Source organism: uncultured Chloroflexus sp., from assembly GCF_937129525.1.
Classification (GTDB): domain Bacteria; phylum Chloroflexota; class Chloroflexia; order Chloroflexales; family Chloroflexaceae; genus Chloroflexus.
Genome location: NZ_CAKZNK010000058.1, coordinates 18,101 through 42,415 on the forward strand (window position 1 = coordinate 18,101; position 24,315 = coordinate 42,415).

The window sequence follows — 24,315 nt, forward strand, 5'->3', positions numbered from 1 at the left end:
ATGCGCATCGCCATCTATCCCGGTAGTTTCGATCCGGTTACTTACGCTCACCTTGACATCGCTCGTCGCGCTACCCGCATCTTTGATCGGGTGATTATGGCCGTATTTGATCGACCACAGAAGCGCTTACTCTTTTCGACCGAAGAGCGATTGCAATTATTACGCGCTACCACTGCCGATCTCCCCAATGTTGAAGCGGCAAGCTACAATATTCTGACAGTCGAATTTGCTCGCCAGGTTGGCGCGTGCGCTATGGTGCGCGGTTTGCGTGCCGGTAGCGACTTTGAAGCCGAGTTCCAGATGGCTCAGGTCAATCAGACGATTGATCCCGATATCGAAGTTGTCGTGCTGATGGCTGGCCGCCAGTTCGCCCATATTAGCTCGACCGCCGTGCGCGAAATGGCCAGTCTCGGTCGCGATCCGGTGGAATTTGCGCCGCCGGTAGTGGTGGCTGCGTTACGCGAAAAATTCGCGCAGAGGGGGTGATCGCCATCGAGCTGGATGATTTAATCGATGATCTGGAAGAGGTGATTGCTGCCGGGGTTCGTCTGCCGCTTAGCGGAGGCCGCACACTGATTGATGAAGGCCGCGCGCTCGAAATTATCGACCAAATGCGCGCAGCTATTCCGGAAGAGATCCGGCGCGCGCGCCGAATTATCGCCGAACAAGAACAGTTGCTCGCCGCCGCGCAGGCGCGGGTGCAAGAGGTGTTGAGCGAACGCGGCTTGCTGGCGGCAGTTGAAGCCGAACGCGCTCGCCTGCTCCAACAGGCCGAGCAAGAAGCCGCTGAAGTGCGCGCTGGCGCTGATGCGTATGCCCGGCAAGTGCTGGAAGAACTCGATGAACGGCTGAGCAAACTGCTCACAAGTGTGCGCAACGGGTTACACGCGCTCGATGAACAGCGACAATCGGGCGCTTGACAATCTCCCGCCCTCTCGCCTATAATTTGGCGCTTGTGGCGGGGCCAATGGCGCGCCACAGGTGAATGCTATGACTGCTTTACGGTTTAATCTCGCACAACTGCTGCGCGAAGAGATGGGGGCGCGGCGCGATATTGCGTTTACCGAGCCAGCGCTGCGACTCGATGACGAGTTGACGCTGCGTAACATCAGTGGACGCTTGCGGTTGACGCGCACGGCGGCTGGCGTGTATGCCCAGGTGACCGTTCACGGAATCGTGACGCTTACCTGTGTGCGCTCGCTTGAACCGTTTGATTACGAGCTTGACCTCGATTTCAGCGATCAGTTTTACGCGGTGGTTGATGTGGTGAATGGTCACCGGCTGCCGCAACCAGGTGAAGATGATCCCTTTATGCTCGATGAGCTGCACCATATCGATATCGGTGAAGCGATTCGCAGCTATGCGCTGATCAATCTGCCGATGAATCCGGTGGCGCCGGCTTACCGTGACCAGCTGGTGAACTATACGGTCGAGTCGGAAGGATTTGAGGACGACGACACTCTAGTCGATGAGCGTTTCGCCGCACTGCGTGAATGGGCAGAAAGGCAACGCAACCAACACTGAGGAGTAACCATTATGGGTGCAGTACCAAAGCGAAAAGTCTCGCGCCATCGGCGCGGTAACCGGCGACGGCATCTGGCGCTGACGCCGCCGGTTCTGGTAAATTGCCCGCGCTGCGGCGAATTGATGCGGGCACATCGTGTGTGCCTGTCTTGTGGATACTACAAGGGCCGGCAGGTGCTCAACATTGACGCCAATTGATCGAGCGTGTGTGAGCCAGGGCCATGAACGAGGGAAGACGGGCATAGAGCTGCCTGCCGAGACAATCGGTGCGGCAGCTCTTCGAATATAGCAGATGTAGAAAGGTCGTGAGGGTGAGCAGGGAACGTTACGCGGCAGTCATCGGCTGGGGTATGGCCGTGCCTTCTCGGTTGGTCACAAACGACGAACTGGCGCAACGGATTGACACCTCTGATGAATGGATTCGCACCCGCACCGGTATTCGCGAGCGCCGGGTTGCCGCTCCTGGTGAGAGCACCTCAACGTTCGCGACTGCCGCCGGACGCGAAGCTCTGGCAATGGCAGGGATTGCGCCGACGACGATTGATACCGTGATCGTAGCAACCTGCACGCCTGACCGACCTTTTCCGGCTACCGCCTGCACAGTGCAGGCAAACCTGCAAATTCCACGCGCAACTGCGTTTGATCTGGCAGCAGCCTGTAGTGGCTTTGTCTATGGCCTGACGGTTGCTACCAGCCTGATTAAGAGCGGTTTTAGTCGTCGCCTGCTCTTGATCGGAGCCGATATTTTCACCCACTATATCAACTGGAATGATCGCAATACCTGTGTGCTGTTTGGCGATGGCGCCGGCGCAGTCGTGCTCGAAGCTACAGAGGAGCCGCTTGGGCTGATTGCGTCAAATCTGAGTGCCGATGGCAGGCTCGAAGATTTAATGGCAGTTGATGCTGGCGGTACCCGCATGCCACTCACTGCTGAGCTGATCGACGCAGGCCGACAGTATGTGTATATGAATGGGCGTGAAATCTTTAAACACGCCGTGCGTGAGATGAGCGATTCGGCAATGCAGGTTGTGCAGGAAGCTGGATTGACTATCGATGATATTGCCCTGGTCATTCCACATCAGGCTAATGTGCGGATTATTGACGCCGTTGCGCGTCGGCTCGAAATTCCGCCGGAACGAGTGATGATCAATCTCGACCGATATGGCAATACCTCGGCGGCATCGATCCCGATTGCACTCTACGAAGCCGCCCAGCAGGATCGAATCAAGGCAGGAGATTATGTCCTGCTAACCGCATTTGGTGGCGGATTAACCTGGGGATCAGGGGTGGTGCGTTGGGGAAAACCGGCACAATAGCCGGTGGTCGAACACGGTGAGGCAAAGCAGAGACAGGTGGAATGCCGGCACTGTGCGTATGGGGGGCGTAACCTGCGCCGGCAAAGAATGAAAAGGCGGTCGAACCATGAGTATTGCCTGGGTATTTCCGGGGCAGGGATCGCAAATCGTCGGGATGGGCCGCGATCTGATCAATGTATCAGCAGCGGCGCGTCAAATCTTTGCCCTGGCGGATGAAACACTTGATTTCGGCCTGAGTGAAATGTGCTTTAGCGGTCCGGAAGCTGACCTTACTGCCACTGAGAATGCCCAGCCGGCGCTGCTGACGACCAGTATGGCCTTGCTGGCAACGATGCGCGAGCTGGTTGGCGATCGACTCGAACCACCGATTGTGGTTGCCGGCCACAGTCTAGGTGAATATTCGGCGCTGGTAGCCGGTGGTGCCCTCGACTTTACCACAGCGCTTCGCCTGGTGCGTCGGCGCGGCGAACTCATGGCTGCCGCCCACGAAGGCAGTATGGCCGCAGTGATCGGCCTCGAAGCCGGTATCCTGGAACAAATCTGCCAGGAAGTTAGCGCCGCACTTCAGCATCATAATCACATGCACGGCACCGTTGTCATCGCCAATTACAACGCTCCCGACCAATTGGTGATCAGTGGCAGTGTTGTCGCTGTGGAACATGCCAGCTTGCTGGCAAAGAGCCGTGGCGCCAAACGAGTCATTCCCCTTAAAGTCAGCGCAGCGTTCCATTCGCCCTTGATGGTTGCCGCTGCCGAAGGTATGTCCCAGGCCATAGCTACTGCCACCGTGCGCGATCTTGATATTCCACTAGTCGCCAACGTCACTGCCGAACCATTGCACAATGCCGAGGATGTGCGGCGCGAAATCGTGGCTCAGGTGGTGGCTCCGGTGCGCTGGATTGCATCGGTGCAACGTATGGTCGCCATGGGTGTCGAGACCTTTATCGAGATTGGGCCGGGCAAAGTGTTAACCGGCCTGATCCGTCGCATTGCGCCAACCGCGCGCCTGATCAATGTAGCCACGTTTGAAGATGTGCGGACACTTACCACTGCCATGCAGCCGGTGTAGAGGCGGTTATGGAATTGCAAGGTCAGGTCGCCATCATTACCGGTGGATCGCGCGGGATTGGCCGCGCAACAACCATCGAACTGGCCACTGCCGGAGCGCATGTGCTGATTAACTACCAGCGTAGCGCGACGGCAGCCATAGCGCTGGCGGAAGAGATCTGTGCCGGTGGTGGTGATGCGCTTGCGTTCCAGGCTGATGTTGCCGATGAGCAGGCTGTGCAACGCATGGTGAGTGCAGCAATGGAACGCTGGGGCCGAATCGATATCCTTGTTAACAATGCCGGTATCACTGCCGATGCGCCGCTGGCCCGCTTGCGCCCAGAACAGTGGCAACAGGTCATCGAGACCGATCTGACTTCAGTCTTTCTCTGTTGTCGCGCGGTAGTACCGATCATGCAGGCTGCCGGTTATGGCCGCATCATTTCGGTCAGTTCACTGGCGGCGTTAGCCGGCAATGTCGGTCAGACCAATTATGCGGCAGCTAAAGCCGGGATTATTGGCCTTAGCCGCTCACTCGCGCGTGAAGTTGCCCGCGATGGCATCACTGTCAATGTCGTTGCCCCCGGTTATATTGAAACCGATATGGTCGAAACGGTGCCAGAAACGCTGCGGGCCTGGGCGCTGCAAGCGATTGCGCTGGGTCGGTTTGGTCGCCCCGAAGAGGTTGCTGCCGCAATCCGGTTTCTCGTCTCACCCCGCGCATCGTATATTACCGGCCACGTGCTCACCATCGACGGTGGTTGGGTGATGCCATAACCACATGGCAGATTTTTGAGAGATCCCGAACAAGAATCGCGCAGGATCGCCAACCAAAAACGTTTTGCAAATCTGTTACCATGACCATCGCTCTGGCAAAAAATACACGCCCTGCACACGGACGCAACCATGATCGACTTTAGTGGACAGGTAGCAATTGTTACCGGCGGTTCGGGCGGGATCGGGCAGGCCATCACGCGCGGATTGGCGCGTCACGGCGCAAGTGTGCTGATCGGGTATCACCACGATGAAGCCGAGGCCGCAGCGGTTGTTGCAGCCGCTCAAGCGCTAGGCGGCGAAGCAATGGCAGTGGCGGTAGATGTGCGTGAAACCGATAGCGGCAATACGCTGGTAAACGCAGCATTAGAGCGCTGGGGTAGACTGGACATCTTGATCAACAGCGCCGGTATTGCCGACTACGGCCCACTAAGTGCTATGAGCAGCGAGCGCTGGCGACAAACAATACAGACCAACCTGACCGGCGTATACCACACCTGCCGCGCCGCGCTGCGCCCAATGATGCAACAACGCTACGGTCGGATTATCAATCTGGCTGCATTGTACGGCACTTCCGGCTTTCCGGGTCAGGCCGACTTCGCCGCTGCTGCCGGAGGGATTATCGGCCTGACCCGCGCCCTGGCCCGCGAAGCGGCGCCATGGCAGATTACAGTCAATGCCGTCGCACCCGGTATGATCGAAACCGAATTAACCCAGGTTATCCCCTCTGAGATTCGACAATGGAGCGTCGGTATCATCGCGCTCCGTCGGTTGGGCAAACCGGAAGAGGTCGCTGCCGCAGTGCTCTTCCTCGCCTCGTCGGCAGCATCATACATTACCGGGCAGACACTCGCAGTTGATGGTGGTTGGACGATGGCTTGACAAAGCGAATGACCGGTCATGAAAAACGCAGATGCGGCAGTTGCCTGCCGCATCGCGACTAAATAACCCTGACTTCCTAATTACCCGCCTACGACCTTAGCAAAACCAACCGCCTCGAGAGTAGATCAGAGCTACAAGAAGATTTCAAACCACCTTACCCGCACAGTTCCTTTAGCTGCTCTGCCTTCAGCAAATTATGCGCCGGGCCAGCTTTTGCTATTGGATTTTCCTCACCATCCAGCGTGGGACAGCAGCTCCTTCTTACCCAACGCGGTGAGTTTGTTTGGGAAGCAACCGGTATCGCTCGCACAGCATCCGATTACTCAGCAGTAATCCGGCGCTTGTCTGTTCGTCTCCCCGCCACTCATCGACCATACTTTACACATTTACGATGAGGGCGTTTCCCCGAACTTACGCATCACCTCTCCATTCACCCACACTTAACTCTTTACACTATAGAGGTGATACGCTTGCGTACCGGTTGCATGTTAGTGGTCGAAACCTCCTTTGCTTTCTGATGTTCTCTCGAGGCTACGGCCTAATCATAGCACCTTAAAGGCAAAGAATCAAGAGATTCATCGTAACTTAACGATGATAAACCGCAACTTAACCTGCTATCGACTATAAAAACGTTAAGAACAGATTAACTTTCGCCGAGCTATCATGGCCTCTGTGTAAAGCTTTTTGCTACAACGGCTGATCAGCCACGATACGCGCAGTGACTGCCTGACCGGAAAGCAACACCAGTGGAATACCGCCGCCAGGATGGGTGCCACCACCGACGAAGTAGAGACCGCGCACACGCCTGACCCGCAATGGCGGGCGGGCAAACGCAGACAATGGAGAATTAGAACTCAGGCCGTAGATAGCGCCAAACGCAGCGTTGTAGCGCCGCGCCAGGTCGCGCGGTGTCCAGTGATGACTGTAGCGAATCGACTGCCGTAAACCGCTCAAACCCATCATTTCGAGCCGGGCAATGATGTGATCACGATAGGCCGGTATCACTGCCTCCCAATCGATCCGGCCATCATCAGCCGGCGCGTTGACCAGCACAAACAGGTTCATATGCCCGGGGGGAGCGTGGGCCGGATCCGAGCGACAGGTAGCGGCAACGTAGATTGTTGGCTCTAACGCGGGCTGCCGTTCGTGGACGATAGCTCGAAACTCAGCCGAATAATCGGCGCTGAAGAAGATGTTGTGGTGCGCCAGTTGCGGAAAGTCGCCTTCAACTCCGAGGAAGAGCACCACCCCACTATACGATGGGTCAAACCGGGCTAGCCGGTTCGCTTCCCGTTGAAAGCCGGGAATGAGTCGTTCGCAGGCATACAGCGGATCGGCATTGATCACGACCGCCGCTGCGGGTAACAGGCACCCGTCGGCCAGACGCACACCACAGGCCAAACCACGCTCGACGATGACCTCAGTCACCGGAGCGCGCACACGGAGTTCGACTCCTAGCTCGGTCGCCAGCCGGGCCAGTGCCACGGCCAACTGGTACATGCCACCGCGCACATACCAGCCGCCCTCGGCAAGCTCGATATAGGCGATCAGATTGAAGGTTGCCGGAGAAAGGTAAGGTGATGAACCATTGTAGGTTGCGTAGCGATTGAAGAGCTGGCGCAAATACGGACTGCGAAAGAATGAACGCACCGCCGCATCAACACTGCGTAGCGCATCAATTCGCAGCGCATGGCGAACCATTGTCGGTGTGATCAATTCTCGCAGACCATCGAATGGTCGCAACAGAAAAGGGCCGGCTACTGCGTCGTAGATGCGCGCAGTGTGAGCCATGAAGCGAAAGAAGTTAGGGACATCAGCCGGACTGATCCGCTCGATCTCCTGGATCAATTGAGGTAACCGTTGCCAGGCATCAAAGCGTGTGCCATCAGGCCAAAAGTAACGGCAGGTTGGCTCGACCTGTTCTAAACAGAGGTAATCTTCCATCCGTCTTCCGGCCACCGCAAACAGATCGCGGATCACCCAGGGCATCGTCAGCAGCGATGGCCCGGTATCGAAAGTATAGCCGTCGGCCTGGTGCAGATTAAGCTTGCCACCCACCCGCTCATTTTGCTCACAGAGGATCACGCGGCGGCCTTGCGCTGCCAGCCGGACAGCGGTGGCCAGACCACCCAAACCGCCACCGACAATGATGACTGGAAGTTGCATCGTTTTTTGCGCCATTGTACGAGATACAACAAAACACCAGGATGCGTGAGCACCCCTGCAACGGAGGCTTGAACGCGCGCAGACTATACATTCCAGCGCGCGCGATGCATCCTGGCAATAACGATCAACCGGTTAGAACCGTCCGCGCTGACCTGGAATCTGGGCGCCAAAGATACTCGGCGGCAACTTGAAGCCATGCGCTTCGAGGCGTGGCGTAAACTTTGGCCGCACACCGGTGGGGCGCAATTCAGAAATGATCTTGCCCTCACCGGTTTTACCCAGGATCTCTAGCTTGAAAATATCTTGCAGCACAACGGTATCGCCTTCCATACCCTGCACTTCGGTAATGTATGCAACTTTGCGCGAACCGTCTTCCAAACGAGTTTGCTGCACAATCAGATCAATGGCTGAAGCGATCTGCTCGCGGATCACCTTCAACGGCATTTCCATACCGGCCATCAACGCCATCGTCTCCATACGAGCCAGCGCATCGCGCGGCGTATTGGCGTGCAGCGTGGTCAGCGACCCGTCGTGACCGGTATTCATCGCCTGCAACATGTCGAGTGTCTCGCCGCCGCGGCACTCACCGATCACGATCCGCTCAGGGCGCATACGCAGTGAGTTAATCACCAGATCGCGGATTGTCACCCGACCGGTGCCGTCGATCTCCGGTGGTTTGGCTTCCAGCCGAACCACGTGCTCCTGCGCGAGTTGCAATTCGGCGCTATCCTCAATGGTTACGATCCGCTCATCTTCGGGAATAAAGTTCGAGAGCACGTTGAGCAAGGTCGTCTTACCGGAACCGGTACCACCGGCCACGACGATATTCAAGCGCGACACGACGCAGGCCCGCAAAAACTCGGCCATTTCAGCGGTCATCGAACCGAAGCGGATCAAGTCATCGACCTTGAGCTTATTTTTCGAGAACTTGCGAATAGTAATCGTTGAGCCGTCGATGGCGCAGGGCGGAATAATTGCGTTGACACGCGAGCCATCGGGCAGGCGCGCGTCTACCATTGGCCACTTGCGGTCGATGCGACGACCAAGCGGACGAATAATACGGTCGATGATCTTCATTACGTGTTCATCGGAAGCAAACCGCACATCTGATAGTTTGAGCTTACCCTTCTGCTCGATGTAGACCTTGTATGGCCCGTTGACCATGATCTCAGAAATGCTATCATCGTCGAGCAAGGGTTGAATTGGCCCGAAACCAAACAGCTCATCGCACACCATGGCGAAGAGCTTTTTCACATCTTGATCGGACAAATTGACATTTGCCTGCTGATAGATACGCGCAAAGCGTTCTTGCAATAGACGCTCTGTCTCAGGAGAGCGCTTCAATTCAGTTTGATTGCCAAGCGAAGCCTGGATACGGTCAACAATCCAGAGCGACAACTCGAGCATGCGTTTCTGGTCATTGACCGGCGTCGCATCTTGTGTTACAGGCCGCGCCGGAGCAGGAGCGGCAGGGGCGGGGGTTGGCGCCGGCGGAGGCGGCGCGGGCACAACTGCTGCCGCGGGCGGAGGGGGCGTGGCAACAGCCGGAGCAGGCTCGGGCTGGGGCGAATTACCAAGACGTTTGAGCAGCGACATAGTGACACAACCTCCTTAGCCGAGCTTGACGAAATAGGCCTCGCAGGCACGATCGATCAACTCACGCGACATTGCCGGCGGAATGCCACGGTATTTCGCTTCGTCCAGGATCTGATCGCACAAATCACGCGGGTGGCAGGCGCGCAGATCGCGCCCAACTTTCATGTAGTGCTCTTGAATCAGATAGCGCAAGCCATCATCGCTATACGGGATACGTTTGCTCTTGCACACAAGCTGGAAAATAGCGCGAAACTCAGTGGGCGTTGGGTTAGGCACTTCGATCTTGTGGCGAATCCGGCGCAAGAAGGCATCATCGACCAGGTCCCTGGGATTAAGGTTGGTAGAGAAGACAATCAGGACGTCAAACGGCACCTGAATCTTCTTGCCGGTTTGCAAAGCCAGAAAATCGACCTTCTTTTCAAGCGGCACAATCCAGCGATTGAGCAGATCTTGGGGCCGACACTTTTGGCGACCAAAGTCATCGATCAAGAACAGGCCACCATTCGCTTTCATCTGGAACGGCGCTTCATACACCTTCGAGATCGGATCGAAGATCAGCTCGAGCTGAGCAAGTTCAAGTTCACCGCCAACCATCACCCGCGGTCGCTTACAGACCACCCAGCGCGCATCGGGATAGGTCGTAGTGGGCGCAGCGACCGGCCCGCCAAACGGCGATGGCGGTGGCAGTTCGGCGTGACCAACCTCGTTGACTTGCACGACCTGGTGATTCAGCGGATCGAAGACCTTGATAATTTGCCCATCGACTTCTACGGCATAAGGAATGATGACCAGACCGCCGAGCAGATTGGCGATACCTTCGGCGATTGTTGTCTTGCCATTACCGGGTGGACCGTAGAGGAAGAGCGAGCGAGCCGAGTTGGCAGCCGGACCAATCTTATCGAGCATCTTCTCGCTGACCACCAGATGGCTAAACGCCTTGCGGATGGTTGCCTGATCGATCACCAGCTCACCGATGCTCTGGCGCAGCGTGATCTCGACGTACTGTTGCAAGGGCACCGGGGCTGGACCGGCATACTGATTGCGATCAATGACTTCGTGGACTTTATTGCGCCCCTTACCGGTGATAACGTATTGAAACGACCGCTCGCTAAAACCGCCTTCTGCGCCGATAATATCGACATATTCCTCTAGCTTGAGGAATTCGAGTACCTTATCGATCACGCCGAGAAACGGTAACTTGATCGTTTCTTCCAGCTTTTGGCCGGTAATCGCGCCAGAAAAATAGATCACCTTCAAGATGTGATCGGTCAAAAATCCCATCGACAGGCCGGTTTCCGCAATATTCGTCGGCTGTGGCGGGATTGCAGGCATCTGTTGCGCTGGCGCGCCGGGCGACACTGTCGCTGGATTGATTTCATGCAGACGGAAGCTCATAGTCTACCCTTTCTGCAACAGTACACCGGGAATGGATCGCGCGCCTCTAGCCTGGCTCGAGAGCATCATGCCGCGACCGGGCAGGCGCAACATTGATTTGTAGATGGCAAAGAGTGCATCCAATCGCACAACGCAATAAGCTGTCACCGTTGCACTGTGATCAGGTATCAACCAGCCAGATTGGATACAGCACAACACGCACTAAAGGTAGTATAGCGAGCTGCAAGGCGGATCGCAAGGGGAAACCGGCACGAGCGCAGGTTAGTGCGCTCATACCGGCGCAACTATCATTCTTCGAGGTTGTCATCATCATCGGCGATATCCTGATCGATCTCGTCGAGACCAATCTCTTCTTCATCATCACCGCCGATGAAATCGTCTTCGATTGTCTCTGGTTCTTCAACCAGCTCTTCCTCGTCGAGCACATCCTCATATTCGTCAAAGCGCAACGAGGAGAGCACCGTCGCGCCTTCACCCAACTTGCCGGGGAAGGAGACCCGACCGCGCTGGCTTGGATCCTGATAGATTTCGCGAATGAGAATCCGCACATTGCGCGAGTCTGACTGCACAACTGCGGCCAGATAGCGATTGCCGCCATTCATCAACTCGACGAGACGATGGCTCAGTTTCGGCTCAACGCGGCCAATCAGATTCCCATCAAGATCGAACACATACACCATCCGGCCATCGACGCGCAACTCAACCTTTTCACCGGTAATCAGCGCATCAACTGCCGGACCACGCTGCACATCGACCAGGGTCGTGAGGGCCGTGCGGCCAGTCTCGGTAATAAACATGCGCATATCAACCTGCTGACGGGTCGAGCGAGTGACCGGCGCTTCGGTAATGCCACGCGCCAGCAGCGCTTCGAGGCGAGCGACATTTTTGCGCGCAATCGGATTGGAAGCATTGATACGTAGCGCATTCTGATACGCGCGATGGCTTTCGGCATACTTGCCCAGCTCAAACAATGCTTTGCCCAGCCGATTGTAGGTTTCTGCATCTTCGCTCACTCGCAGCAACTGCTGATTTAAATCAACTGCCTCCTGCCAGCGATTCAAGGCAGCCAATTCAATCGCTTTCTCTTGCAAGCGGCGGCGAATCCGCATCTTTTCATCTTGTTTTGACAAGGTCATTCTCCTTGCGTTAAGCACTGAGACCACTGATCGAGTTGAGGCACACCCTGCAATGACCACGGACTGGTGGCAGTGATCTTAACCGGCACCAATTGACCGGTTAGATCGGCAGGATGGCTAAAGAAGACCAGCCGGTTGCCGGGAGTGCGGCCACGCCACTTCCCTTTGCTCTCACCCTCGACCAGCACCTCAACTGTCTGACCGAGGAAGCGAGCCATTCGTTCGGTTGCAATCCGCTCTTGCAACTGCTCGAGACGGCGACGGCGCTCTTCTTTGACCTCCGGCGGCACAGCCAGCGCTGGATCCTGCTCTTGTTCGGCGGCGCGGGTGCCAGGACGAGCAGAGAAAGCTGCGATATGCACCTTATCAAAACCGATTTCGGCGCACAGTTCCATCGTCTGGCGAAAATCGTCTTCGGTTTCACCCGGATGGCCAACGATGATGTCTGTCGTCAACGAAATATCAGGGATTGCGGCACGGATTTTCGCAATCAACGCCTTGTAGCGGGCAACGGTGTAGCCGCGACGCATCAGTTTAAGCACGCGATCAGAGCCGGCCTGCACCGGCAAGTTCATCTCAGGCTGGCAACGCGGCAAGCGGGCAACCGTCTCGATCAGGCGATCGGTCATCCAGGCCGGATGTGAAGTCAGGAAACGCAGGCGGAGCAAGCCAGGGGTTGGATCAACCGCCTCGAGGAGATCGGCCAGTTCGGGACGACCGGGAAGATCATGCCCCCATGAGTCCACAATTTGACCGAGCAGTGTGATCTCCTTTGCGCCACGGGCAACAATCCGCTGCACCTCTTCGACAATTTCAGGCAGCGGGCGCGAACGCTCGCGGCCACGGCGCAGCGGGATCACACAATACGAACAGGTCATATTGCAGCCGTACTGAATGGGCACATGTACCGAGACTGGCGGATGGCTCCAGTCACGCACCGGCAAGGCCGGCTCGTCGAGGGTATAGATCGGATTGGGGGCTAGCGCTACCACTTCATCGACTGCCGAAGGCGAAACAAAATGGTCAACCATCGGCAGTTGTTCGGCGAAGATGGAGCGGTTATTGGGGCCGACCATACAACCCCAAAGCACGATCCGCGTATCGGGATGCGCGCGCTTGACGCGCACCAGCTCACCGAGCTTGCCGAGGATCCGCTCTTCTGCCGACGCGCGGACGCTACACGAATTGAGCACAATAAAGCTGGCATCTTCAGGGCGAGCAGCGGGGCTATACCCAACCCCCTGCAACGCCGCTTCGAGCCGCTCTGAGTCAGAAATATTCATCTGGCACCCCACCGTCCAGACGTAATAGCGCCGATCACGCGGCGTCTGATCACGGTCGGACTGCGGGCGCCGATCGAAAAAGATCACGTCCTGCATGGAAGCATTACCACACGATAACCGGCAAACCGCATTCTACGCTCTGGCGAGCGGCTTCGCGCAGCGACTCAAGACAACGGAAAGCGTCAGAACGCGGTGAAACGCCAGCCTTGATCAACTGCGGCGCCAGTTCAGACAATTCGCGCAGCAACTGCACTGACGATCCAAAGAAGGCCTGATCCTCCTCGCCATCGTCATTTTCAAACGGCAGGTAGACCGGATCGGCAAAATCAACCGGCAGGTAATAGCTATTGATCCCCTGCAAATTGATCAGATGCCGGTAACGACTGGGAACCAGCTCATCCCAAACATCGGTCACTGCGCGGTCGAGATCGTCATCGAGCACCGGACCATCGGCAATGATGGGAGCCAGATCATTGCCGCGCTCCAGATGGGCGGCCATGCGCGCCAACTGATACAATGCGCCCATCGTCTCAATAGATCCCTCCCAGACCTCAACGCCGGGCTGGCTGAGCAGATCGATATCAATACCGGCCTCGCGCAGTTGATCCTGCACGGCTGCGACACTCTCGTACTGTTCTTCATACTCGGCGCGATCCTCATCGGGTCGCACCATAATCAACGATGCAACCGCCAGATCGAGTTCGGCGGGAGCCTGAGCAGACATAGCATTTCTCCTCACTGAGCGCTCGTTGCGCACATAATAGTATACCATATTGAGCAAGTTTGATCACCAAACCAGAATGAGGAGTGATCGATAAGAAGCCTATAGTATGAGAGCATTAAGACACAAATGAGACGGTTCAGTGACGCTACGGTAATATGCCATGAAGACAAAGCTCCAATCATCGATGAACCCGATGCAACGGTCCACCGGCCTGCATCATCAGCGCGGGCAGCGCATCTTTGCGCTCCTCATCTTTGGGCTGGTTTGTGGGGTATTCTTCGCCCAAATCTATTATGGTATCAGACATTGGTCAAACGCAACACCACCAGACGAGTGGCACATCGGTGAATGGCTGATCAACTATCAGGGTGGATTCACGCGACGGGGATTGCCGGGTGAAATCATCTTGCAACTCAGTCGCTGGTTGATGATAAACCCGGCGCATCTGACAATCCTGATCCAAACAGGAGTCTTTACACTGTTTTTACTGCTTGCTTATATCTTGCTGCGCAACACAGAACGATCAGTTATCGCCTTTACGCTGCTGTTTTCACCGGCTTTTCTGCTCTTCCCGCTACTGGAGTGGCCACGTGTTGGAGTGCGCAAAGAAGTTTTCCTGTTTATCATGTTCATCATTCAATTGCTCTGGCTGCGCTCTGCCAGATTATACACACCAGTTTTGCTGTTGTTCATTGGCGTCGGCGCGCTCTTCGCCGTCTTATCGCACGAAATGCTGGTCATCTTCCTGCCCTATTTGGTGATTGCCACTATCTGCGCTGAACAACGGTTTGGGCGGTTGTCTCTGGCTACCATCATCGCCTTGATACCGGCAATTGTTGCCGCTATCATCATTTTTCGCAATCCCCAGACAACGACTGCCGCCATTGACGCCATCTGCGCTTCTCTTGGGTCAAGCGCGCCCTACGATTGCCTGCATCAAAACGAACGACTCGGCGCCATCACGTTTCTTGCCCAATCGACCGGGTATGGCATCGCATTCACGCGGCACTTCACAACGACTGAAACAACTCTAGTCTACCTGATAACCGGCTCACTTAGTCTGATCCCGCTCTTGCTTGCCATTGCCGGGTATCGATTGTGGCAATACTTGCCACCAGGAACGATCATCTGGATCGGAGGGGTGTGGGGATTGTCGATTGTGGCAACAATACCATTATTTGTAGTCGCTGCCGATTATGGTCGATTCATCAATATCCATATCACCTGTAGCACGTTACTTCTTGCGTGGCTGATCCAGGCTCGACAGGCCAGACCGATCTTTGCCAGCGCGACAGCAGGATGGTGGATTGCGGCAATCTTATTTGCTGGCAGTTGGCGCTTACCAATGTGGTTATCGTTTGCCACTTACACTCACGCTTTCTCCTGGTTATCACTGTTCTGACGCAACAATCAGGCGGCGATTGCGGATTGCGCAATCGCCGCCAGTGAGGCCACTTACTCAGATACCCGACTCAATACCGCTCAAACACCGGCTCAACGATATCAATCGCGCGATCAAACTCCTCGTCCGTCTCTGACTCGCCCACTGCCCGCGCCTGTTCGGAACCGCGCGCAATCTCGATCGTCACCCGCGGCATCTCGTCGGCAATCGCCTTGACGGCAGCCAGTACTGGTCGCGTCGTCGCGCCAGCAAGCATAGCGGGAACCCTGATCTCGATCAGGTCTTCACCGTCCTCATTGCGAATGATCAACCGTTGGACGCCCGGCTCATTGATCAGCTCACGCACCCGAGCGAGCAAGCGCCAGCCATGAACGAATTCAATGGTGATGTCCATGGTTCCCTCCTGCGCCGTGCTGGCGCCTGATAGCGATATACTCCGCTATAGTACAGTGTAAATGTAACCTGTCACTTTTCGTGAAACGAACTCTTTACTCAAAGTATAGATGTTTTAATTATAGATATTTGATATATTAATCATATATATTTTCTCTTGTTCTGATATTCTTGCCGCCGACCCACACCAGTTAGCGTTCACGCCTCACAAAAGGTTTGACACCTTTCCTATCAACGAATTATAATGAGCGCGGATCCACCAATCTGTATGCCCAGGGAGCCAGCAGGCAACATGATAGTCGCTGTCCGTACCCGCAATATCATCCTGGCGCTGTGCTCAACACTGCTCATTATCCTTCTGGCACTCCAGCAGTTTCCTGTGATCGCTGCGCCACTTGCCCAGCTCAATTTCATCTGGAATCCTACTTCAACCAATTCTTCCGGGACACCCGGCCAGGTTTCAATAGCTGTGACTGCAACCCTCACCAATCAAGGACCTGCCGACACGTTCAATATCGTTGCCACGCCACCGGCTACCTGGCCGGCAGTCACGATTGCGCCAAGTTCTTCTATTACCATTAACGCCAACAGCAGCCAGAGCTTTACCTTCTTCTACAACATTCCAGCCACAGCCGCTCCCGGCACGTATGTGATTGATATTACGGCTTCTCGCGCCAGCGCGCCCGGCACGACAGCGCTATTTCGGATCGTAGTGCAGGTTAATGCACCGACACCAACGCCGACTCTGTCACCCACAATCACACCAACTCCTGCCGGGATCTGTTCCGATGGCTTCGAGCCTGACAACTTCCCTGCCCAGGCTAAACGAATCGATGTGCAGATCCCGCAAGAACACGTCATCTGTCCCACCGGCGATGAGGACTGGTTGTATTTTGGTGGCGTTGCCGGCAAGGTGTACACGATTGATGTGCCGGTCATGCGACCTGGTATCGATCTGTCGCTCGAATTACTCGATAGTAATTTCAATCGGGTAGCTTTCAATGATGATTTTTATAACCGTGATCCGGCGAATCCCAATCCCGGCGATACCCGACCAAGAATTACCTTCCGCAGCCCGGCAGATGAAAGTTACTATATCAAGGTGCGCGATACTGCCGGGCGCGGTGGCACTGATTACTCGTATGTGATCGTGTTGCTCGATGAGAGCAATGGCCCTACGCCAGCGCCGGCTGAGTCGGTCTGTCTTGACATCTTTGAGCCGGATGGTTTGCCTGAACAAGCCCGGCTGATCACTTCGAACGAAGTGCAGGAGAATCGCCGACTCTGCCCTAGCGGTGACGCTGACTGGGTGACCTTCTTTGCCAAAGCAGGTAAGCGCTACGTGATTTACACCGACACGCGCCGATACCGCGGATCCAATACGGTGAACAATGACACCGTAGCTGGCGCTGACACAGTGCTGGTACTGACCGACCGCGACGGTGTAAGCATTCTTGACCTCAATGATGACATGCCGGGTGGAAATACGCTTGATTCGCAGATTGAGTTTACGCCCAAAGTAGATGGCTTCTATTTCGCGCAGGTAAAGAACGTCGGTGATATTGGCAATCAGTTCATTCGGTACGATCTGGTGTTGCTGCTTTGTCTGCCTGGTCAGACCGATTGTCGGCGTCCAGATGCGCCATTGCCCGGCTTGCCGGAGAATCCGGCCACGTTGCCGGCAACGTCAACGCCGATCAGGGCGCCGATTGTGACCGATCCAACTGCAACGCCATTACCGCCGACACCAACACCGTAGACAAGCAGAGCAGCAATGCCGGTTCGTATACCAGATGGCGCTGAAGTTCTGTCTGAACTGACTGCACAATTCGGACAGCGGTTGCCAACTTCAGCGGCAGAGGCGATGGCAGCAGCCCAGATCAATGCCCGCCTGCGTCAGGCGGGCTTCAGTGTTGATACGCGCCCATTGCCAACAGTCGCCCATCCCGGCGCCAGATTTGCGTCGGTTGCGGTCGCGCTGCTGGTAGCAATCGCCTTAGCCGTCTGGCATCCGGTTAGTGGGATCATCATTGGGCTGGGGCTGATGGCATGTTTGATGGTTGATGCACTCTACACCCCATTGCCAGTCTGGCGGCAATCACATTTGAGTCAGAACATTATCGCGGCCCGCCCGATCGAAGGCGCAACTGCCGAACGTCCCGGTCAACCGCGCTGGCGCATGGTATTGCTCGCTCCGCTGGACACTCCGCCAGTCTGGCGCGGCATAACCCGTTTGATCGCGCCGACCCGCGAAGGTCTCTTTGCTCGTCTGACTCTGTGTAGTCTACCGATAGCTATTGCGGTGAGTGCCACTTCGTGGCCGGTCTTGCGCTGGATGCTCGCATCAGGAGCGCTGATCGGCGCGCTGGTGTTACTCTGGACTACTCGCCGGCCCGTGCCGCTTATGCAACCTGATGGCGGTCTGGCGGCGCTGGCGACCTTACTGGTCGCGGCACAACAACTATCTGGCCTGCGCCACGTTGAAGTGTGGCCTGTCGCCATTGGCGCTGCCCATTGTAGCCAGAATGGGATCAGCGACCTGATCAAGCGTTACCCGTTTGAACGCGAACAGACAGTAATGATTGGATTGGGACCGCTCACCGCCGGTCAGCTTACAATTATGAGTCGCGAAGGTGTCTTTCGGCACGAGCAGGCGGATCCGTTGCTGATCCGTCTGGCAATGGCGGCAGATCGCGCCGATCCGGTCATTGACCTCGAACCACGCGCGCAAGCCGTCCGGAATGAATTGCTATCACCCTTGCAGCAACGCGGCTTTCGCGTGTTGGGTATCCGCGCAGCGGCGAACGGGGTAACCTCACTTGATCCCCAACTGGTAGAACGCGCCGCGCGATTGATCGTCGCGATTGCCCACACCCTTGAGATTGAGTCTGAGACGAACGATGATCTATCTGCTTTACGGACCAAATGAACTGGCGCGCAGCGAGGCGCTGGCCGAATTACGCGCCCACTTGCCGGCAGAGGTAGCCGACCTCAATATAAGCGTGCTTGATGGTCGTAAATTGACCATCGAGCAACTGGTAGCCGCCTGTGAAGCGCATCCTTTTCTGGCTGAACGGCGACTGGTGATCGTCTATGATGCGCTGAAACATAGCAAAGCCGGCAAAGCGCGCGAAGAGCTGCGCGATTATTGCGAGCGTGTGCCGGCGACCTGTGATCTTGTCTTTGTTGAGCAGGAAGAGGTCGATCGCCGTCACTTGCTGTTTACTTACCTGAGCAAACGCGGCGTGGTACGCGAATTTCCACTGCTCAGCGGGCAAGAGCTGCTGCGCTGGATCGAGCGCAGAGCCAGGCTCCTCGAAGTAACGATTGAACCGGCTGCCGCGCAGCGATTAGTCGATCTGGCCGGTAACGAGAGTCGCTTGCTGGCAAACGAGCTGGCAAAACTGGCGAATTACGCTGGCAAAGGGGGGCGGATCGATCTGGCGGCGGTTGAACGGCTGGTTACCGATCAGCAAGAGCAGAATCTCTTTACCTTTCTTGACGATCTGAGCGGGCGCCGCCTGGGGTCGGCGCTCCGTGGCGCGCGCGCTTTAATCGAAGATGGCGAAGCGCCTTCCTATGTGTTGTTTATGCTGGCGCGTCAGATACGGATTCTGCTGCATGTGAAGCAACTACTCGGGCAGCGGAAACGATCCGATGACATTGCCAGCGCGCTAGGCCTAAAGCCGTTTGTGGCGCGGAAAGCAGCCGATCAGGCACGAAACTTCACTGCCACTGAACTCATAGCGGCTCACGACCGCCTGCTGGAACTCGACCACGCCATCAAGACCGGGAAGATTCAGGCCGAAACGGCGCTGGAACTCTTCGTGGTCGAGATGTGTCAGACACAACCGGCGCGCGCCGAGCGGTAGTCCGGCAACAAACGAAGGCCTGACCCCTTGCGGTCAGGCCCTGCCGGGCAATGTTGAGCACAAACGATCAGGACTTTGCCTGAACCGAATTCACTAAGCTGCCGAACCGGTCTGCGCTGCCGCAGCCAATGCTACCTTCTTGGCTTTCTGAGCCAGACGCGACTTGCGGCGAGCGGCGTTATTCTTATGAATGATGCCCTTAACTGCGGCTTTATCGAGCGTACTGTAAGCCAGCCGCAGCGCAGCTTCATCTACCACACCGCTAGCCAGCGCTTGCTCGGCCTTCTTAATCATCGTCTTGACGCGCGAGCGATACGATTGATTGCGCAAGTGCTTGCGTGCATCGCTGCGAATTCGTTTCTTTGCCGACTTTGTGTTCGCCAAGGTCAAACTCCTCGGATATAATTGGCGCGTTATGTGACACATGAAGCGGCGAGCTTGCTCGCCGCGCTAGTCCTAAAGTATAGCATAGGAATACCAGCCGTGCAACTGCGCGCCGTCTTGCGCCGTCTCAGCACTCAGCGCAACAGCCTGATCGTGATGGGAGGCTTCGTCTTAAGCCGTCTGACCGGTCTGCTCCGCGACATTGTCGCCTCGTATTACTTCGGTACCTCCGCCGATATGGCAGCTTACAGCGCTGCTATCAGCACGGTCGATCTGCTTTACCTGGTTATCATCGGTGGAGCGCTCGGCAGCAGCTTTATTCCGGTCTTTATCGAGCTGTGGGAGCGCGAACAACCAGAACGGGCCTGGGAACTGGCCGGCGCCGTGGTTACGTGGGCGTTGATCGCGCTGGCGATCGCCAGCGTTGCGCTCTTTGCGGCTGCGCCGTGGATTGTTCCGTTCCTCTATGGCGGACAGGGCTTTACGCCCGCGACTCTCGACCTGATCGTTGCCCTGACCCGACTTTTCCTGCTCTCACCGCTTTTGCTTGGCCTGGGTGGATTGGCGATGGCGGCGCTCAATGCCCGTGATCGTTTTACAATGCCCTCACTGGCACCCAGCATCTACAACATCGGCATCATCGGTGGGGCCTTGCTGGCGCCGTGGCTCGGTATCTGGGGTATGGCCTGGGGGGTTGTGATCGGTGCGCTCGGCTACCTGCTCATTCAGTTGCCGGCCCTGGTTGCAATCGGGATGCGGCTCCAGCTTCATTTAGGCCGCAACCTGCCCGAACTAACCCGAGTGGCGCGAGCAATGGGGCCGCGAGTTGTCGGACAAGCCGCCGCGCATCTGAGCATTGTCGCCACTCTGGCGCTTGCGGCCCGGTTACCTGACGGTGACGCGAAGCTAGCCGGATTACGCTGGGCCTATCAGTTGATGCTCTTGCCCTACGGCATCTTTGCGCTCAGCCTGAGCACCGTTGCCTTTCCACGCCTTGCGCGCCTGGTAGCGGAAGGTCAGCTCAATATATTGATTGATGAAGTGCGAACAACGCTAGAACGCATCCTCTGGCTGACGTTGCCGGCCACGGCAGGGTTGCTCACTCTTGGCCCTGCCCTGGCCCGCGCCCTGTTTGAACGCGGCGCATTCGACACCCTCTCGCTCAACTACACAGCCGGCGCGCTGACCGGCTACGCCTTCGCACTACCGGCCTTTGCTGCCTCTGAGATCATGATTCGCACATTCTACGCCATGCAGCGCACCTGGCCGCCGGTGCTGATTGGAATAGGACAGGTCACGCTCAATCTCGGCCTGGGCGTCACTCTGCTGATTGCCGGCGCCGATGTGAGTGGGCTGGCAATCGCGTTCAGTATCGCCAATTCGATCGAAGCACTGGCGCTGGCGCTGCTATTGGGGCCGGTGTTGCCAGGTCTCTGGCGCAACCCGGCTCTGTGGCGACGATTGCTGACAGCTTTGATCGCCAGTCTGGTCGCAGGGCTATTCTGGTGGAGCACACGTGAGCTTATTCCCGGCGGCACACCAGCGGCGCCCTACAACTGGACAAACGATCTGCCGGGACTGGTGGTTGGATTAGTCGTAGCAGGAACAGGTGGAGCCGCGCTCTACATCGGGCTGACCCTCAACATGATTCGATCAACAAAACACCAGGGTACGCCGGGCTAAAACGGCCCGCAGCGTCCCCGGCCTTCACTATCATGCCTCTTCGGCAACCAGATTGGCCACAATCGCGCCCGAGGCAATCACGCCGGGCAAACCGGCGCCAGGATGAGTGCCGGCGCCGACAAGGTAGAGATTCTCAATGTCTTCCGAACGGTTATGAGGTCGGAACCAGGCCGACTGGGTTAAGATGGGTTGAATCGAAAAACCGGCGCCGAGATAGCTATTGAGCGCATCGCGATAGTAGCGCGGATCGACCATGTGCTCAACCACGATATGGCGGCGGAGATCCGGCAGATAGTGCTCTTCGAGGAACGTCAGGATCGCCTCACGCAACCGTGGCCCGGCGACAGTCCAATCGATTGATGCAGCCAGATTGGGCACCGGTGTCAACACATAGAGCGCTTCGTGGCCAGGAGGCGCCAGGGTAGGATCGTTGTGCGAAGGTCGATGCAGGTAGAGCGAGAAATCATCGGCTAACTGCTTGCGGTTGAAGATGTCGTCAAGCAGCCCTTTGTAGCGTTCGCTAAAGATGATATTGTGCTGCACCAAACGACCATCGTCGTAGCGGCGATTGATTCCGAGATAAATGACTGCCAGCGACATACTGTAGCGCAAGCGCTGCAACCGACGATCGGTCTGCACTTTGCGGTAGCGGGGCGGAATGAGGCGCATATAGGTTTGCGGCACATCAGCATTTGAAACCACGATCTCGGCTGGGAAGAGGCGGCCATCCTGCACGCGGACTGCGCGCGCGCGGCGACCATCGATCACAATCTCAACCGCTTTAGCATTCAATTCGAGGCGACCGCCGAGTTCGGTAAAGAGCCGCACCATTGCATTGACGATGGCGCCGGTACCGCCGCGAGCATGGTAGACACCCCACTTGCGTTCGAGGTAATGCACCATGGCATAGATTGAGGTTGCGTCGAACGGGTTCCCGCCGATGAAGAGCGGATGGAACGAAAAACAGCGACGCAGAAAATCATCCTGGAAAAATTGGGAAACAAACTGATAGACACTCTGATACGACTTCAGGCGAATCAGGTCGGGCGCAACCCGCAACATATCGCCAAAATGGAGAAAGGGCTTATCAATAAGGCTAAATCCCTTCTCAAAAATTGGGCGAGTGCTGGCAATGAAGCGTTTGTAACCTTCAACATCAGCCGGATTCCACCAGCGAATCTGCTCGATCAAAGCCTGTTCATCATCACCGTATTCGAGGTAACGCCCCTCGTGATTAAACAGGCGATAATAGGGCTGACATGGTTCAAGGGTAAAATAGTCTTCTCGTCGCTTGCCGGCCAACTGCCAGAGTTCATCAAACATAAACGGGGCTGTAATCACGGTAGGGCCGCTATCGAACGTATAGCCTCTGGTCTGATAAACATAGGCGCGGCCACCGGGTCGATCGCGCTGCTCGAGGATCGTCACAGCATGACCCTGTGCAGCCAACCGGATTGCGGCACTGAGGCCGCCAAAACCACTGCCAATCACCACAATTTGCTTTTGTGCCATACCACAATGACCTTGCATTATCTAACTGCGGCGCGCCGAAACGCCGTCTGGAAACCGGCCATGCCGATTGTAACGAGGAAAAACCGCCAGAACAGAGAGAGTTTATCGGCGTGGAGTAAAGGATTGATAACCGGAAGGTAGCGATATTTGCCATACCATCAGCGTTGACAACTAAACGACCAAACCCGATGTTGAACACGGTTCGTTAACGGTGGCAACGCCTGATAAATTTATCGGTTGCAAGGCCGATCCGCAAGCGACCAGTTATGAGCAACACTAACAATTCCATGTAGCGGCCATTGCAGGTAAAGCAGGAATTATTTGTATATCGCGACATTATTCTTTGTATATCGTGGCATTATTCACTGTGAATAGACTGGCAAACAGTTGCAAGACCGCAACTGCTTGTTATAACCGCTTTACTCCGCTACGACCGATCGCTAGGTATACTCGCCTTGCAAGCGAGTATAGCTAGACGGATCGCAAGATGCGGCCAGGAATAGCCATCAGGTCAACCACAACTCAGCTCAGTGATCGAGCCGCAATCGCCCCACGTCTTTTGATCAGGTCGGGTATCGTCCTGTTCATCGTTCTACTGGCGATCTTCTTATGGTTCGTGATCGCCCGTCCGGTTAAAGTACTGCCACGCGGCGAACAGTTTCCACCCTTTGCGCTGACCGATCAGCGTGGCACGCGCTTGCTCGACAGCGACTTACGGGGACGAATAGTATTCGTCAGCCTGATGCACAGCCGCTGCGGCGATGCATGCGCCGAGCAAACGAGGCGCTTACTTGAACTACGCCAGGCCCTCCAAACCAGCGGACGATTGGGCAGCGAGGTTATCTTTCTGACCATCACCCTCGATCCGATACACGACACCCCTGCCGATCTATCGGCGCTGGCCGGTCAACTTGGGGTTGATCCGCAGAGCTGGCGCTTTGTCACTGGCGATCCACGTGAGGTCAAGCAGGTGGTTGGCGGTGGATTAGGTGTTTACTACACCGAAGCTGACGAAACGGGCAACCTCTATGCAGAACGACGAACTTTTCTCATCGATCCCAGCGGGATGATCCGCACCTCGTACCCGGCTGAAGGACCGCCACTTGCCATTGCGCTCCGTGACATCGACCTGCTCAGTCGCGAGATGGCCAGTAGTGGCGCGATGCGGTTCGTGTACGAAGCGTCTCATCTATTTGTGTGTTATCCAGAGTAGTCTTCAAGGAGGA

Annotated in this window: 23 protein-coding genes; 14 read left to right on the forward strand and 9 right to left on the reverse strand. The window is 56.3% G+C overall.

Annotated elements, in window-relative coordinates; all coding sequences use genetic code 11:
• The 8 genes from coaD (at window position 1) to Q0650_RS06695 (ending at window position 5,543) form a co-directional block, all read left to right on the forward strand.
• Window positions 1-486 carry a pantetheine-phosphate adenylyltransferase gene (coaD, locus tag Q0650_RS06660; RefSeq protein ID WP_298817151.1) on the forward strand — a complete coding sequence of 162 codons (486 nt, stop codon included), beginning with the start codon at window positions 1-3 and terminating at the stop codon, window positions 484-486.
• A complete protein-coding gene (locus Q0650_RS06665) occupies window positions 483-920 on the forward strand; it encodes a hypothetical protein (RefSeq protein WP_298817153.1) in 438 nt (145 codons plus the stop codon). Before coaD ends, Q0650_RS06665 begins: the two co-directional genes overlap by 4 nt.
• 70 nt (window positions 921-990) lie before the next feature.
• Window positions 991-1,524 (forward strand): DUF177 domain-containing protein, encoded by a 534-nt coding sequence (locus tag Q0650_RS06670; RefSeq protein ID WP_298817155.1) that lies wholly within the window; start codon window positions 991-993, stop codon window positions 1,522-1,524.
• Between the two features lie 12 nt (window positions 1,525-1,536).
• A complete protein-coding gene (gene rpmF / locus Q0650_RS06675; RefSeq protein ID WP_298817157.1) occupies window positions 1,537-1,722 on the forward strand; it encodes a 50S ribosomal protein L32 in 186 nt (61 codons plus the stop codon).
• 113 nt (window positions 1,723-1,835) lie between these two features.
• Window positions 1,836-2,840: a beta-ketoacyl-ACP synthase III gene (locus Q0650_RS06680; RefSeq protein WP_298817159.1), complete on the forward strand. Its 1,005-nt coding sequence runs from the start codon at window positions 1,836-1,838 to the stop codon at window positions 2,838-2,840.
• A 106-nt stretch (window positions 2,841-2,946) separates the two neighbouring features.
• Window positions 2,947-3,909: an ACP S-malonyltransferase gene (gene fabD, locus Q0650_RS06685; protein WP_298817161.1), complete on the forward strand. Its 963-nt coding sequence runs from the start codon at window positions 2,947-2,949 to the stop codon at window positions 3,907-3,909.
• Window positions 3,910-3,917: 8 nt separating this feature from the next.
• Entirely contained in the window at window positions 3,918-4,664 is a 747-nt protein-coding gene (locus Q0650_RS06690; RefSeq protein ID WP_298817163.1) for a 3-oxoacyl-ACP reductase family protein, read from the forward strand.
• 129 nt (window positions 4,665-4,793) lie between these two features.
• A complete protein-coding gene (locus tag Q0650_RS06695; protein WP_298817166.1) occupies window positions 4,794-5,543 on the forward strand; it encodes a 3-oxoacyl-ACP reductase family protein in 750 nt (249 codons plus the stop codon).
• A 687-nt stretch (window positions 5,544-6,230) separates the two neighbouring features.
• On the opposite strand, the gene Q0650_RS06700 is transcribed toward Q0650_RS06695, so the two are convergent.
• From Q0650_RS06700 to Q0650_RS06725, 6 genes are all read right to left on the reverse strand, one after another.
• Window positions 6,231-7,709, reverse strand: coding sequence for an NAD(P)/FAD-dependent oxidoreductase (locus Q0650_RS06700; RefSeq protein ID WP_298817167.1), 1,479 nt, complete (start codon window positions 7,707-7,709; stop codon window positions 6,231-6,233).
• Between the two features lie 132 nt (window positions 7,710-7,841).
• Window positions 7,842-9,305: a CpaF family protein gene (locus Q0650_RS06705; protein WP_298817169.1), complete on the reverse strand. Its 1,464-nt coding sequence runs from the start codon at window positions 9,303-9,305 to the stop codon at window positions 7,842-7,844.
• A gap of 15 nt (window positions 9,306-9,320) precedes the next feature.
• Window positions 9,321-10,700, reverse strand: coding sequence for an AAA family ATPase (locus Q0650_RS06710; protein WP_298817171.1), 1,380 nt, complete (start codon window positions 10,698-10,700; stop codon window positions 9,321-9,323).
• 287 nt (window positions 10,701-10,987) lie between these two features.
• Entirely contained in the window at window positions 10,988-11,836 is an 849-nt protein-coding gene (locus Q0650_RS06715; RefSeq protein ID WP_298817173.1) for a tetratricopeptide repeat protein, read from the reverse strand.
• On the reverse strand, window positions 11,833-13,215 hold the full coding sequence (gene miaB, locus Q0650_RS06720) for a tRNA (N6-isopentenyl adenosine(37)-C2)-methylthiotransferase MiaB (protein WP_367280799.1): 1,383 nt from the start codon (window positions 13,213-13,215) through the stop codon (window positions 11,833-11,835). Before miaB ends, Q0650_RS06715 begins: the two co-directional genes overlap by 4 nt.
• 7 nt (window positions 13,216-13,222) lie before the next feature.
• The gene (locus tag Q0650_RS06725; RefSeq protein ID WP_298817175.1) at window positions 13,223-13,843 is read right to left on the reverse strand and encodes a hypothetical protein; all 621 of its coding nucleotides are present in this window, start codon (window positions 13,841-13,843) and stop codon (window positions 13,223-13,225) included.
• Between the two features lie 160 nt (window positions 13,844-14,003).
• Here Q0650_RS06725 and Q0650_RS06730 point away from each other — a divergent pair, with 160 nt between their 5' ends.
• Window positions 14,004-15,245 carry a hypothetical protein gene (locus tag Q0650_RS06730; protein ID WP_298817177.1) on the forward strand — a complete coding sequence of 414 codons (1,242 nt, stop codon included), beginning with the start codon at window positions 14,004-14,006 and terminating at the stop codon, window positions 15,243-15,245.
• 70 nt (window positions 15,246-15,315) lie between these two features.
• On the opposite strand, the gene Q0650_RS06735 is transcribed toward Q0650_RS06730, so the two are convergent.
• Window positions 15,316-15,639: a DUF4342 domain-containing protein gene (locus Q0650_RS06735; protein ID WP_298817179.1), complete on the reverse strand. Its 324-nt coding sequence runs from the start codon at window positions 15,637-15,639 to the stop codon at window positions 15,316-15,318.
• Window positions 15,640-15,930: 291 nt separating this feature from the next.
• On the opposite strand from Q0650_RS06735, the gene Q0650_RS06740 reads away from it, so the two are divergent.
• From Q0650_RS06740 to holA, 3 genes are read left to right on the forward strand one after another with little or no spacing between them, the layout of a single operon-like run.
• Window positions 15,931-17,397 (forward strand): NEW3 domain-containing protein, encoded by a 1,467-nt coding sequence (locus tag Q0650_RS06740; protein ID WP_298817181.1) that lies wholly within the window; start codon window positions 15,931-15,933, stop codon window positions 17,395-17,397.
• 15 nt (window positions 17,398-17,412) lie between these two features.
• Window positions 17,413-18,567: a hypothetical protein gene (locus tag Q0650_RS06745; RefSeq protein WP_298817183.1), complete on the forward strand. Its 1,155-nt coding sequence runs from the start codon at window positions 17,413-17,415 to the stop codon at window positions 18,565-18,567.
• Entirely contained in the window at window positions 18,539-19,510 is a 972-nt protein-coding gene (gene holA, locus Q0650_RS06750; RefSeq protein ID WP_298817185.1) for a DNA polymerase III subunit delta, read from the forward strand. Before Q0650_RS06745 ends, holA begins: the two co-directional genes overlap by 29 nt.
• A gap of 93 nt (window positions 19,511-19,603) precedes the next feature.
• On the opposite strand, the gene rpsT is transcribed toward holA, so the two are convergent.
• Complete coding sequence (gene rpsT, locus Q0650_RS06755) at window positions 19,604-19,894, reverse strand: 30S ribosomal protein S20 (protein ID WP_298817187.1); 291 nt, start codon at window positions 19,892-19,894, stop codon at window positions 19,604-19,606.
• A gap of 99 nt (window positions 19,895-19,993) precedes the next feature.
• Here rpsT and murJ point away from each other — a divergent pair, with 99 nt between their 5' ends.
• Window positions 19,994-21,577 carry a murein biosynthesis integral membrane protein MurJ gene (murJ, locus tag Q0650_RS06760; RefSeq protein ID WP_298817189.1) on the forward strand — a complete coding sequence of 528 codons (1,584 nt, stop codon included), beginning with the start codon at window positions 19,994-19,996 and terminating at the stop codon, window positions 21,575-21,577.
• 30 nt (window positions 21,578-21,607) lie between these two features.
• On the opposite strand, the gene Q0650_RS06765 is transcribed toward murJ, so the two are convergent.
• Window positions 21,608-23,089: a phytoene desaturase gene (locus tag Q0650_RS06765; RefSeq protein ID WP_298817191.1), complete on the reverse strand. Its 1,482-nt coding sequence runs from the start codon at window positions 23,087-23,089 to the stop codon at window positions 21,608-21,610.
• A gap of 487 nt (window positions 23,090-23,576) precedes the next feature.
• Between Q0650_RS06765 and Q0650_RS06770 the strand changes: the two genes are divergently transcribed.
• Window positions 23,577-24,302 carry an SCO family protein gene (locus Q0650_RS06770; protein ID WP_298817193.1) on the forward strand — a complete coding sequence of 242 codons (726 nt, stop codon included), beginning with the start codon at window positions 23,577-23,579 and terminating at the stop codon, window positions 24,300-24,302.
• Window positions 24,303-24,315: the final 13 nt, after the last annotated feature.